This is a genomic window from Wolbachia endosymbiont (group A) of Bibio marci, from assembly GCF_947251645.1.
Lineage (GTDB): Bacteria > Pseudomonadota > Alphaproteobacteria > Rickettsiales > Anaplasmataceae > Wolbachia.
In genome coordinates this window covers 895,607-908,372 of the sequence record NZ_OX366364.1, presented here as the reverse complement: position 1 = coordinate 908,372, position 12,766 = coordinate 895,607, and the positions used below count along the sequence as shown (strand labels likewise).

Annotated in this window: 16 protein-coding genes and 2 tRNA genes; 9 read left to right on the top strand and 9 right to left on the bottom strand. The window is 34.5% G+C overall.

Going from position 1 to position 12,766, the window contains the following annotated elements; genetic code table 11:
• Window positions 1-4: 4 nt before the first annotated feature.
• From OPR48_RS04780 to OPR48_RS04760, 5 genes are all read right to left on the bottom strand, one after another.
• Window positions 5-508: a hypothetical protein gene (locus OPR48_RS04780; RefSeq protein ID WP_265025638.1), complete on the bottom strand. Its 504-nt coding sequence runs from the start codon at window positions 506-508 to the stop codon at window positions 5-7.
• Between the two features lie 183 nt (window positions 509-691).
• A complete protein-coding gene (locus OPR48_RS04775) occupies window positions 692-1,645 on the bottom strand; it encodes a hypothetical protein (protein WP_265025637.1) in 954 nt (317 codons plus the stop codon).
• A gap of 594 nt (window positions 1,646-2,239) precedes the next feature.
• Entirely contained in the window at window positions 2,240-4,051 is a 1,812-nt protein-coding gene (gene glmS / locus OPR48_RS04770; RefSeq protein WP_265025636.1) for a glutamine--fructose-6-phosphate transaminase (isomerizing), read from the bottom strand.
• 32 nt (window positions 4,052-4,083) lie between these two features.
• A complete protein-coding gene (gene yajC, locus OPR48_RS04765; protein ID WP_265025635.1) occupies window positions 4,084-4,530 on the bottom strand; it encodes a preprotein translocase subunit YajC in 447 nt (148 codons plus the stop codon).
• A 129-nt stretch (window positions 4,531-4,659) separates the two neighbouring features.
• Window positions 4,660-4,736: transfer RNA gene (locus OPR48_RS04760), tRNA-Asp, on the bottom strand.
• A 191-nt stretch (window positions 4,737-4,927) separates the two neighbouring features.
• On the opposite strand from OPR48_RS04760, the gene rpsB reads away from it, so the two are divergent.
• From rpsB to OPR48_RS04735, 5 genes are read left to right on the top strand one after another with little or no spacing between them, the layout of a single operon-like run.
• On the top strand, window positions 4,928-5,776 hold the full coding sequence (gene rpsB, locus OPR48_RS04755) for a 30S ribosomal protein S2 (RefSeq protein WP_265025634.1): 849 nt from the start codon (window positions 4,928-4,930) through the stop codon (window positions 5,774-5,776).
• A complete protein-coding gene (gene tsf, locus OPR48_RS04750) occupies window positions 5,757-6,617 on the top strand; it encodes a translation elongation factor Ts (protein WP_265025633.1) in 861 nt (286 codons plus the stop codon). Before rpsB ends, tsf begins: the two co-directional genes overlap by 20 nt.
• Window positions 6,618-6,627: 10 nt before the next feature.
• A complete protein-coding gene (gene pyrH, locus OPR48_RS04745; protein WP_265025632.1) occupies window positions 6,628-7,371 on the top strand; it encodes a UMP kinase in 744 nt (247 codons plus the stop codon).
• A gap of 7 nt (window positions 7,372-7,378) precedes the next feature.
• A complete protein-coding gene (frr, locus tag OPR48_RS04740; protein WP_265025631.1) occupies window positions 7,379-7,936 on the top strand; it encodes a ribosome recycling factor in 558 nt (185 codons plus the stop codon).
• 6 nt (window positions 7,937-7,942) lie between these two features.
• A complete protein-coding gene (locus OPR48_RS04735) occupies window positions 7,943-8,155 on the top strand; it encodes a hypothetical protein (protein ID WP_265025630.1) in 213 nt (70 codons plus the stop codon).
• A gap of 22 nt (window positions 8,156-8,177) precedes the next feature.
• Here the strand turns inward: OPR48_RS04735 and OPR48_RS04730 are convergent, their stop codons facing one another.
• Both OPR48_RS04730 and OPR48_RS04725 read right to left on the bottom strand, forming a co-directional pair.
• Complete coding sequence (locus OPR48_RS04730; protein ID WP_265025520.1) at window positions 8,178-9,134, bottom strand: IS5 family transposase; 957 nt, start codon at window positions 9,132-9,134, stop codon at window positions 8,178-8,180.
• Entirely contained in the window at window positions 9,119-9,271 is a 153-nt protein-coding gene (locus OPR48_RS04725; RefSeq protein WP_265025629.1) for a hypothetical protein, read from the bottom strand. The genes OPR48_RS04730 and OPR48_RS04725 overlap by 16 nt, the downstream gene beginning before the upstream one ends.
• Before the next feature lie 154 nt (window positions 9,272-9,425).
• On the opposite strand from OPR48_RS04725, the gene uppS reads away from it, so the two are divergent.
• A complete protein-coding gene (gene uppS / locus OPR48_RS04720) occupies window positions 9,426-10,121 on the top strand; it encodes a polyprenyl diphosphate synthase (protein WP_174515980.1) in 696 nt (231 codons plus the stop codon).
• Window positions 10,111-10,737, top strand: coding sequence for a phosphatidate cytidylyltransferase (locus tag OPR48_RS04715; protein ID WP_265025628.1), 627 nt, complete (start codon window positions 10,111-10,113; stop codon window positions 10,735-10,737). Before uppS ends, OPR48_RS04715 begins: the two co-directional genes overlap by 11 nt.
• Before the next feature lie 24 nt (window positions 10,738-10,761).
• On the opposite strand, the gene OPR48_RS04710 is transcribed toward OPR48_RS04715, so the two are convergent.
• Entirely contained in the window at window positions 10,762-10,953 is a 192-nt protein-coding gene (locus tag OPR48_RS04710; RefSeq protein WP_265025627.1) for a zinc-finger domain-containing protein, read from the bottom strand.
• Window positions 10,954-11,021: 68 nt separating this feature from the next.
• Window positions 11,022-11,528 (bottom strand): pantetheine-phosphate adenylyltransferase, encoded by a 507-nt coding sequence (coaD, locus tag OPR48_RS04705; protein WP_265025626.1) that lies wholly within the window; start codon window positions 11,526-11,528, stop codon window positions 11,022-11,024.
• An 81-nt stretch (window positions 11,529-11,609) separates the two neighbouring features.
• Here coaD and OPR48_RS04700 point away from each other — a divergent pair.
• Together OPR48_RS04700 and OPR48_RS04695 are read left to right on the top strand one after the other, a co-directional pair.
• A tRNA-Phe gene (locus OPR48_RS04700) sits at window positions 11,610-11,682 on the top strand.
• Window positions 11,683-11,910: 228 nt separating this feature from the next.
• Window positions 11,911-12,765 (top strand): glutamine amidotransferase-related protein, encoded by an 855-nt coding sequence (locus tag OPR48_RS04695; RefSeq protein ID WP_406831119.1) that lies wholly within the window; start codon window positions 11,911-11,913, stop codon window positions 12,763-12,765.
• Window position 12,766: the final 1 nt, after the last annotated feature.

Here is a 12,766-nt window from a genome sequence, read left to right as displayed (position 1 = left end):
CACACTACATGAACTCATCAGGTGAGTGATAATAATCTGATAAGTGATCTCTAACATCGTGACCTAACTCATCCACATCAGGTTTAAGCAAAGAAAGATTGTCATCGGATTGCTCTTCCTCTTTAGACCCAAATAACCATGAAAAGAGTGATGAGATAGAACCAATAACGAATTTAATTGTTGAAAAAATATTGGATAAGAAATTACTGGGTTGCTGAGTATCTTGCTGGCTACTTTTTTCTTCTTCTACATTACTTTGTTCTACTTCATTTGATTTTTCCACATCTTGTTCAGGTTTACTTCTGCTTATATCCTCTTTGGGTTCTTTTCCTGATTCTGGTTCAGGCTCTTTATCTGTATCATCCACATCTTGTTCAGGCTTACTTCTGCTTATGAGTGTCTTATCTAGCTGCTTGAATATATTTTTGTCGGAGTTTTGAAAATACATTTGACTTATCTCCTTATTTTCATCAACGTGAATCGATAAAACTGCATTCTCGTTCCCCAATCCATCACATTCACTAACGAGCGATTCATGAGAGTTCTTAATGTCTTTGATAAATTGAAATTTTTCTTCTTCTGAAAAGTCCTTGCATCTTACGTTATAAGTGGTGCCTTTGTATTTAAAACTAAATATCCATCCACGGTCTTCATATTCATCTGGTCCAGAATTCTTGACACGTTGTATAATTTAAAATTTCTCTGCTTCTGAAAGATCCTTGAGGTATATACTACTAATTGTATCTTTATATTTAAATTTAAACATCGATCCACGATCTTCATATTCATCTAGTCCAGAATTCTTGACACGTTGTATAATTTGAAATTTCTCTGCTTCTGAAAGGTCCTTGCGGTATATACTACCAGTTGTACCTTTGTATTTAAATTTAAACATCCATCCACGGTCTTCATATTCATCTACACCCATCTGCTTGCAAATAGCTTTATAATTTTTTTCTTCTACCTCAAGTCCAATTGCATTTGCCATCAGCTGATTATTTATACGGTCTAACTCCTCTACTTTTGCTTCAGAAAGCCTCATTTGAAATACATGACCAAATTCATGGGCTAAAACGTTGTCCGTATAAACATCTTTATAGAGTAATACGCTTTCTCCATTTGTCATCCCACCAGAAATATTGAACGAAGATTGACTCCATGAAAACTTAGGAACCAAAGTGCCATATCCCCTATAATCATCTCTATTATTAAAAACATAGGTATGCACAGTCACTTGAGTATCACTATCCATACAAAACTTTGCTTTATATGCCTCATAGGCATTTTGAATATCAAGCTTCATTTGCTCCTGCTCTTGTTGCGATACATTGTCATAATGTATTACGCAATTCAACTTTCCGTATTCAAAATTAAATTGATTAGGCAGCACATCTTGTAATACTACGTATTTTGTATTCTCACTAAAGTTTTTTGATTGTGCAGTTTTATATAAATTATTACGATATGTAATAGAGTTTCCATTAGGCAGCTTAGGTATCTGCGCAATCACTGTTCCATTACTATCATAGAAGAAAATATCAGAATCACCAATCCTAAAATCCGTTATAGCTTGCCCACAAGTGCCATCGTTTGCACAATCGTGATTATCTTTCTTATAAAACCATGCGTTAGTGTATTTTCCCATTTTGATACCTCACTACCAAACCTTACTATACTATTATCTTGGTAAAAATCATAATAATTCGTTAACTTGTATTTTAAATCTGTATATCAAATGTACTTTTCTCGTAAGGTGCCAATTGTGAAGCTAATGAACTTTGTTTGTTTAAAATTTTGCTGAAATAGCTCTTTTTATACTATGTTTTATATAGCTAAACTGACTTAGATTTACCGATAATTTGAAAAATGACAAATTCGTCATTCCGCTACTTGTTAGCGCCGCGGCGGTATGACGTAGGAAAACCTTTCTTGGGTTAGCTATAGAGAGAAAAATAGCAAAGTTATACCAATTCTCATTATTAGTGAATCAAATAAGAGGGATTGCAGAGTTTTTTAATTATGGAGTGAGAAAGAGAGGCAATGGTATGGCTTTTTTTCCATTCTTGTCTATCCGTTTGTTGTGCAGTGGGAATTGGTATTAGCTGAACGGACACTATTGTTATACTATATCTTATATACAATTGTACAATATGGATGATGGCAGTAAATTTACTAGTGAAATTCAGTGACTTATAGTTAATAATTAAAGTTCTTAATTAGAAATTTAACTTTAAATGGACTACTCAACCGTGACAGACTTAGCTAAATTTCTCGGACAATCCACGTCTAACCCTTTTTTTGCTGCAGTAAAGTAAGCAAGGAATTGCATAGCAACACTGTAGATGATTGGAGAGATAAAATTATCAGCGTCTGGAAGTTGCACCACATCTATGCAAACTTCCCTTAGGAATGGCGCTCCTTGCTTATCACTGAAGGCAATTACTTTGCCTTTTCTTGCAATAATCTCTTGTATATTAGATAGCGTTTTAAAGAATAAACTATCATAAGGGATAATTGCTATAACAAGCACAGTAGAGTCTATTAAAGCAATAGAACCGTGCTTCATTTCTCCCGCTGCAATACCAATTGTATTGATGTATGAAAGCTCTTTTATCTTCAATGCACCTTCCATTGCAACTCCGTATGAACTTCCTCTGCCAATTAAAATAACGTTATTGTGCTCTAATATACTACCTGATATATGTTGTATTTTCATCACATTTAAAACATGCTCAATATACTTGGGGATAGAGTTGATAGCACTGCTTAGCTGCTTTATTCTCTCTCCACCCAGTATACCTTTTATTTTTCCAAGCTCCACGGCAAAGCATGCTAAAGTTGCAAGTTGCGCAGAGAAGGTTTTTGTTGAAGCAACACCAATTTCTGGCCCAGCAAGAGTATGTAACACAATATCTGAGATCTTTTCGATGCTGCTGCTAAATGTGTTAGTTATACTAATGATTGTTTGCTTCTGTGATTTCGCATAACGCAGCGCTTCTATGGTATCTGCAGTTTCACCAGATTGGGAGATGAATAACCCAATATTGCCTTCTTCCAGCTTGACGTTGCTATACCTAAATTCTGATGAGATTTCTAGATATACTCGAACTTGAGCAATACTTTCCAGCCAATACTTCGCTATTAGCCCAGCAAAATAAGATGATCCGCATCCAACTATAGTAATGTGATTCAGTTCAGAGAAGAGTTTTTTGTTGACCTCTTTATATTGCTTGTAAAATTGATTTATTGTTTTGTTTAATGCACGCGGTTGCTCAAAAATCTCTTTTAACATGAAGCTAGGGTAACCATTTTTGCTAATTAGAAAATCACTTGGACTACTATTTTCTATACTGCGTTTAACTTGTGTACCATTGTTGTATATACTAACTCCACTAGATTTTATCACTGCAATGTCATCATCTTCTAAATGCGATATTCTTTCCACAAATGCACTTAAAGCATTAGAGTCAGATGCAGCAAACACTGTGTTACAGTTATAGCCTATTGCTAAAGGCAAATTTCTCTTCGCAACAAATAAGGCGTCTGGATATTCTGCAAATAATAAGACCAAGGCAAATGAGCCATGTAAGTTGTTTAAACACTTAAATAGAGAATCAACTGGCGACAATCCTTCATCAAGATATAAGGTTAGCATATTTGGTATGATCTCTGTGTCAGTGTCAGTATGGAACGATATTCCCCTTTCTTCTAGACCCTTTTTTAGCAGATTGTAATTCTCAATTATGCCATTATGAGCAACAACAACATTATTTGTACGAATGGGATGAGCATTTTTAAGGCCTGGGACTCCATGTGTAGCCCAGCGAGTATGTGCTATACCAACTGTACTGTGAGACATCTTGCTGTCATCAACAACTTCACATAACCTTTCGACTTTACCTTCTGATTTTTTGACTTCTATCTTACCTTCGTTATTTATGATTGCTATACCTGAGGAATCATATCCCCTATATTCCAATTTTTGCAACCCAGTTAGTAAAGTTGGTATTACTGAATCACCGCTACTTACTACACCAAATATTCCGCACACAAATGGATCACCAAATGAACTTTCTTTTAAAGTTATGCAGCATTTTTGCCTTTATCATCTTTTCCCTTTTTACTTTCCTCTGGTGGTTGATTTTTATTCTTTTTATCACTCTTTTCGATTTTGCCTTTTTCAATTGGTTTAGCTGCTACTTTCTGAGCTTCTTTGTTTAAAACTTCAGATATAGCGGACTTTAGGACTTTTATCTCAACTTTTGGTGCTATTTCTATTATAAATTGTGCATTTGCTCCATCAACTTTGTTAACTTCACCTATTATCCCGCCAGAAGTAACGACTGTATCACCACGCTTTATTTGATCTATAATTTTTCTATGTTCTTTTAGTTTTTTTTGTTGTGGGCGAATTATAAGAAAATAAATTACTGCAGATATTAAAATCAATGGAATAAAACTAGTAAAAGATGCGCCGATACTTGATGCATTGTTAGTTGCATCTGCTGCAAAAACTTCAGAAATGAACATATTTAATTCTAATTGTTAATGATAAAAATAAACCTATTTAAGTATTAATTACAATACCATACCATGTCAAGTTTGGTGAAAGCGTTTCTAAATACCGGTTGCGGATTTTAGGTCATGCTAAAACTAATATGGCGGGAGTGATGAGACTTGAACTCACGACCTCATGCGTGACAGGCATGCGCTCTAACCAACTGAGCTACACCCCCCTAATTTCTTTTTAGCGTTTTCGAGCTTCGACTTTAAAGCTAATAAACATGTTGCCCTTTGTCAATATTTTTTGTTTGCACTTTGCTGTCTTTTCTATTACTATGTAAATAATTTAATTTCACACATGGCTTGTACAAGTAGTCCCATTAGGGTTATGCCATGGAAGATAAACTATTTGGAGGAATGATATATGACAAATTTGCCTGAAGTCACTGTACGTGATTTAGCCGAATCTGGTGTACATTTTGGTCACAAAATTAGTCGCTGGAACGCAAAAATGGCTCCATACATATATGGAGTGCATCAAGAAAATCGTATACATATAATTGACTTGCGAAAAACATTACCATTGCTACAGGTGGCCATGAAGGCTTTATATGACGTTGCATCTCAAGGTGGTCGCATTCTATTTGTTGGTACAAAGTTTCAAGCTTTTGATATTATTGCAAGTGAAGCGATTCGTTGTGGTCAATATTATGTGAATCATCGATGGCTCGGTGGTATGCTTACTAATTGGGGCACTGTTTCTTCTTCGATAAAAACCTTGATGCAATATGAGAAAATATTAAATGATGAAGATAGCATTTTAACAAAGAAAGAATTGGGGAACATTGAAAAGAAAAAGCAAAAGCTTGATAAGGTGTTAGGCGGTATTAGAGAAATGGGAGCAATTCCTGATATATTATTCATCATTGATACTAATAAAGAGCATATAGCGGTTAAGGAAGCTAAGAAGTTAGGAATTTCAATAGTTGCAATACTTGATACTAATTCTGATCCAGATGGTATTACTTATCTAATACCTGGAAATGATGACTCAAGAAAATCAATAGAGCTCTATTGTAAATTAGCTACCGACTCTATATTAGCTGGAATAGAGTCTAGTCTAGCAAGATCTGGAGTTAAGATTGATGATATAAGGGGTGATGAGTTTATTCAAGAAAAAGAAGATGGTATTGTGCAAACTAAAAGGAGACGTAGTAAAGTTTACAAAGAAGAAGAAAGGGAGGTAGTAACAAATGAAGATGAATCCAGATGATATAAGAGAATTACGTGATAGAACAGGGCTTGGCTTAAGTGACTGTAAAAAAGCATTAGAAGAATGTGATGGTGACATTAAGAAAGCCGTTAATAAGTTACGTACAATAGGGCTTGCTAAAGCTGACAAAAAATCTGATAGAGTAGCTTCAGATGGGCTCGTTGCTATGTGTTTGACTGAAAATTATGGTGCATTGGTTGAACTCAATTGCGAAACAGATTTTGTTGCAAGAAATGAGAAATTTATAGAGTTAGTTTCAAATTTAGCATCAATTGCTCATCAAGAACGCTGTACTAGCGTTGATGAGTTAAAAAATGCCAAGTATGAAAGCATTGGCACAGTGCAGGAAGCTATTATGAATGGTACATCAGTTCTTGGTGAGAAGCTAGAGTTAAGCAAGCTTTGTTACTTAGAAGCTAAGGATGGAGTTATTGCTGGCTACGTACATGGTGATGTGTGTGGCTTAGGTAAGATTGGTGCTTTAATTGCATTGCAATCATCTGGTGATAAGGCGAAGCTACAAGAGATTGGGAAACAAATAGCTATGCATGTAGTTGCTATGAAGCCTGAAGCTTTGTCTATAGATGATTTAGATCAAATGAAGTTGAAAAATGAACGTTCTATAATTGAAGAGCAAGTAAGGAGCTTAAATAAACCTGAAGAAGTAGCAAAAAAAATAGTAAATGGACGAATGGCTAAGTACTATGAAGAAGTTGTTTTGCTAGAACAAAAGTTCATAAAGGATGATAAAATGAAGGTTTCTGATTTTATAAAATCAAGCGAGTTGAGTGCTGTTAAACTCTCTAATTACAAGTTACTTGTTTTGGGTGGTGCAAACTAAATGGTAAAAAATGTTTCCCTCAACAAATGAAAAAAGCGAAATAAAATATTCCAGGGTGTTATTTAAAATCTCTGGTGAGGCTTTGATGGGATCAAAGCAATTTGGTCACGATATGGAGACTATAGGTGAGTTATCTAAAGGCATAGTTGAAGTTTGTAATCTTGGAGTTCAGGTTTGTATTGTTGTTGGTGGTGGGAATATCTTTCGTGGCACATCTGCGTCTTTAAGTGGCTGTGAAAGAGCAAGCAGTGATTATATTGGAATGCTTGCAACTATAATCAATGCTTTAATTTTACAAAACTTTTTAGAAAAAAATTTAGTAGCTTCTAGGGTATTATCTGCAATACCCATGGCCACTGTATGCGAACCTTACATCAGAAGGAAAGCTATTCGTCATTTAGAAAAAGGTAGAGTGGTAATTTTTGCAGCAGGCACAGGCAATCCATTTTTTACTACAGATACAGCTGCAGCTTTACGTGCTGTTGAAATGAATTGTGATGTTATTCTAAAGGGTACGCAAGTAAATGGTGTATACTCCGCTGATCCGAAAAAAAATGAGGATGCTGTAATGTATGATAGGCTTTCTTACACGGATTTATTGACTCGTGATTTAAAAGTTATGGATGCATCAGCAATTTCACTTGCTCGTGAGAATTCTATTCCAATTATAGTTTTTTCTTTGAAGGGAGAAAAAATAGTCAATATTATTAAGGGTCAAGGTACTTATACTATAGTTTCAGATTGTAAACATTAGGTAATTTATGTTAAATGAAATAAAAGCTAAAACAAAAGAAAGAATGCTAAAAACTATTCAGTCCTTTCATGATGATATTAAAGGCGTACGCACTGGTAGAGCTAGCGCATCGTTGCTTGATGGTATAGTTGTAAATATCTATGGTGGACATCAAAAGTTAAATCAGGTTGCAGGCGTTTCGGTTATAGATAACAAAACCCTATCAATTAAAGTTTGGGATATTAATGTTGTAGGTGAAGTGAAAAATGCTATATTAAATGCCAACTTGAATTTAAATCCTGTTGTTGAGGGCAATACCATACGTATAGCTCTTCCGGACTTAACACAAGAAACCCGTGAAAAATTAGTGAAGCTATTACACCAATTTGCTGAAAATGCACGAATTGCAATTCGGAATATACGCAGGGATATAATAGAAGAATTAAAAAATATGGAAAAAAATAAAGAAATTTCGGAAGATGATTACCATAACCTTCACGATGAAGTACAAAAAATTACTAATGATAATATAAAAAAGATTGATGGTGAATTGTCCATCAAAGAAAAGGATATATTGCATCACTAAGGTAATATGAAAGAAGCCTTCAGTAGTGAAAAAGAAAAAATTACATGCAAGGGTGCCATGGAGGTAGTCGACACACAGCTGTATGAACGTTGCAATATTGCACAGTATTATACAGTAAATGATGTCATTCCAGTGCTCTCTTTTTTGTCATCCCAGTGCCTTTTTTCCCTGTCATCCCAGTGCGTGACACTGGGATGGCTTTGTTGCATAGCACCTTAAGCAGTGATGGTTTACGACAAATTTATGTAATGATTTCAAATTTAGCCATACCAATATCAGTGAATTTGTTGAGCAAATAGCACTTAATTAGTAATTCTTTTTCACGATTTACTTCAGATTTATTCCTAAAGCTAAATCCAAATACTTGCTTCAACCTTGAGAAAAATCCTTCTATGTAAGATCTCTTTCCATAAATTGCTTCCTTTTTCCACTCTTTTACACCATCTTGTCCATATAATTTTATTAACCTAATAGCAGCATTTCTGTCAGACATATAATCTATTTTTGAATGTTCTGCTGCATCCTTTTTTGGTAGAACTTTTGTCTTTATATCGTATTTCTTACACAATTTATAAAGTTTGTGCCTATCGTATGCCCTATCTGCATATAATGCTTTTATTTTGTGCTGAAAATTAACTTCTTCAAGCAAATCGCAAGCTCCATAGTGGTCAGAGTAGACGCCATTACTGTATCTTGCAGCTATAGCTTTTTTACTATTCACACTTAACATAACATGTAACTTTCTTACTTGCTCGTAGCTTCGGTACTTTCTATCTGCACTGTTTTCCTTACTGTGGCCAGGAGTGTTACTGTAAATGCTGATACTTGTGCTATCTATGATAATTTCAATATTTTCCATGTTGCTTTTATCAACCCTGCAATCATTTATCTTAATATTAAGTTTTTTAAACCTTCTTGATGCTTGTGAATAGCTGATAACTGCCAAATTTTTTCCTATTTGTTGCAGATATCCTTTTATAAACCCCACCGTTTGTCTTAAACCAATTCTAAAAAGATTGACAATTATATGCACCAAAATTACGACTTTATCACTGTAAATATAGTTGCCGCCCTGCATTTTTGGACTATTTTCATACCAATTTTCGATAGCTTCATCGATGTAACGAAAAATATTTCCCCTTTTTTCAAGGAATTTGTTATATTCGTTTTGGTTGCTGATTTTCATTTTCTGTGGCATATTTTTTCTTCAACAGTTAAATGGTTATTTATAATGAATTTTGTCAGTAGCCACCAGATTTTTTCGGTTGCTATGCAACAAAGCCCACTGGGATCCAGCTTTTCATACAATCTCGTCAAAAACGTTTGTTTTAGCATAAGACAGCTATTTTTATGCTTATCAGCTCAGTGTGCTCACTTGCAATCAAGTTTCTGGATTCCAGTGTCGGGGCACTGGAATGACACCCTCCTGGTAGCACAATGTTCGTATAGCTGTGTGTCAGTTACTTTTATGACATCGGGTGAACTTTAAATGTTGAATCAAGAATCTTTACCGAAACATTTAGCAATTATTATGGATGGTAATGGTAGATGGGCAAACAATCAAGGAAGAGTAAAAATTGATGGTTATAAAAAGGGCAGTGAAGTTGCATACGATATTGCCAAGTATTGTACGGACCTAACCATACCCTACTTAACTTTGTATGCATTCTCTATGGAGAATTGGCTTAGACCCAAAAACGAAACTGACTGTCTATTTGATTTATTTTACTCCGTTTTAACTAATGAAGATAAAGTCAATTTCATTTGCAACTGTAACATTAAGTTGAATTTTATTGGCAATTTAAGTCTGTTATCCAGTAAAATATTGGATCAAATTAAAAAAGCAGAAGAAATGACACATAAGAACGATGGTTTATTACTCACTGTGGCAGTCAGTTACGGAGCAAAGCAAGAAATTACACAAGCTATAAGCAATATTATAAAAGAAAATATTGCTTATGTATCAGAAGAGGAATTTGAAAAATTTCTGTATACTAAAGATCTGCCAAAATTGGATTTATTAATTCGCACTGGCGGCGAAAAAAGGTTAAGCAACTTTTTATTATGGCAAGCAGCTTATGCTGAATTGTATTTTTGTGATACTTTATGGCCTGATTTTTCTTGTCAAGATTTGAGTAAAGCATTAGAAGATTATACAAAAAGAGAGAAAAAGTATGGTAGATAATAATTTTATAATTAGAATGTTGTCCTCAATAGTAATATTATTCATATTTTCCTTTGCTACATATTTCAGTGATTTATCGTTTTACCTATTGATTTTTTCAATAGCAGTTTTATCTTCTTTTGAATGGTATAATCTAACCCAAGGAAACAAAATTTTATACATTTTTGCATTATTATTGATTGCACTACCAAGCGCCTCATTAATATATTTATATAATCTACCACAGGGAAAATACGCATTAGTATGGTTCGTCTTAACCATTTGGGGAATTGACATTACTGCCTACCTATTTGGTAAGAATTTTGGTGGAGCTAAAATTTGCCCAATTCTTAGCCCTGGAAAAACTTGGACAGGACTTCTTGGTGCGATTTTAGCTGGAGTAGTGTGCACAATTTTTGGATCAATATTTTTTGGTCTATTTTCAATTTTTTATTCTCCAATCATTGGCCTTGCAATTGCTATTCTAGCGCAACTTGGCGATTTCACTGAGTCGCTTGTTAAAAGAGCTTACGGTGTTAAAGATAGTGGAAGTATGATACCTGGCCATGGGGGAGTGCTCGATCGTATGGATAGTTTCATTTTTACTGCCCCTCTTATTGCTATTTACATAGGCTAAGTCTGCAGAAGAAATAAAGTGCCATTAGAGTTCATCCCTAGTCAGCTCCCCAACCGCTTCTACAGTACAGTCATGGACAAACGTCTTTTCACAATAAGGGCAGGCTATTTCCTCTTCTTCTCCCATATCTAAATATATTAATGGATGGCCAGAACCCTCATCATTCTCATCACCATGACAACAAACTTTTCTTTTATTAACCCTCACTCTTGACATGCTACTCCTTTAGCTTATAACATTTTCTATATTAAATATACCCATTTATAAATAAAAAACAACACACGCTATTCTCCATTTTTTATCCTATTCAGGTTAATCAATTCGTTTTGAACGCCTTTTGATACAAATTTGCTAACATCTTCTCCTAATCTTGCTATTTCCTTTACAAAACTTGATGAGATAAATTGAGTATCTTCAGAAGCAGGAAGAAATATGGTTTCGATTTCAGGAAGAAGTTTATAATTTACCCAACTCATTTGAAACTCGTAATCAAAATCCGATACTGCTCTTAATCCTCTAATAATAACAGAAGCATTCTGCTCTTTGGCAAACTTCACTAGCAACCCATTAAAAGATATAACATCTGCATCAATTCCTAGTCCTTTAATTTCATTTTCAGCCATGCTTGTGCGTAGCTTTGTGTCAAAGGCAATATGCTTATTAACGTTCTCTGCAACTCCTATTATTAATTTATCGACTAGTTTACACGCTCTTTTGATTATGTCAATATGCCCAAAAGTTATAGGGTCAAATGTGCCAGGGTAGATTCCTATTCTGTCATTAATGTTCATCCTTTATTTTTATATAAACTACTTTAAAAACTTTTGATAGACATAATAACATTTTTTATCTAAAAATAAAAGTATACAGTTGGCCTGATAGCTCAGTTGGTAGAGCAAAGGACTGAAAATCCTTGTGTCGCTGGTTCGATTCCTGCTCAGGCCACCTTCTCTTTCTTACCAAATTTACCTTTTTGTTGTAAAATGTTCTATAATATGTTATGATATTGATATAAGTGTTGAGAGGGTAAACTATATGTATAGATATTATAGCAGAATATTTAATATCTTATTAATTATAGTTCTATTATTAAGCAATATTACTTATGCTGGCGTTAGTGAAAAACCGGCATCTCAACATGTAACCAGAAAAGAAGAACCAGCGTCAACTGTCTTGACGACAGAAAATACAGTAAATAATGACATAGTTGTTGGTTTGTTGAAAACGGAAGAAGCACATGAGCTTGGGCTATCTCAAAATATTTACGAGATGTTCAATAACTTTGGGGTTAAGACTGTACTGATTGATTATAATAAGATAATTAGCCTTGAAAAAATTCAGGCAGAGTCACTTAATCTCGCAAAACAAGATGAAACATTGGCAAAGAAGCTGACATTAGACCGAATAAAAGTTGAAGTTGTAAAGTTTATTAAAGAGCACAAAATAAATAGAATATTTATTCCAGATAATCTGCACTCAGAACCATTCTCACCCACTTCTTGCTGCCAGCTTGTTACTAAAGCAATTGCAAAAATAGTGGATGATAATCCCTCAATTCATTTGCTTGGCATATGCGGCGGTTTGCAAGGTATCATGAATGCAAAGGGAATTGAAGTAGTGAGTGATGAAGAGAAGCGAAGATCTCATTTAAAATCAGCACAGAAAGCTCTCCAACAGATAAAGATCGTTCCAAACAGCCGTTTAGCGGAATTAGTAGCTAAATTCTTAATACCTAATGAAAATGGCTGGTTTTCAACATGTTTTCCAGATGCTTATTCAGGGGCAGTAAGTAATACACCAGAAAATAGAAGAAAATTGGAGTTACTTGGATATAAAGTTGCAGCATTTTCGAGTGGTGGAATAATAGAGGCTATTGAAGATAAGCACGGTAATATTTACTTTCAAAGTCATCCAGAAGCCCTTGTTGTGAAGTCAGATAAAAACCTCTATTTATCAAATCACAAGGAACGTCAAGTGTCTACACTAGTTGCTATAGCGATTATAAATGATTTTCTTTATCGTACTTAAT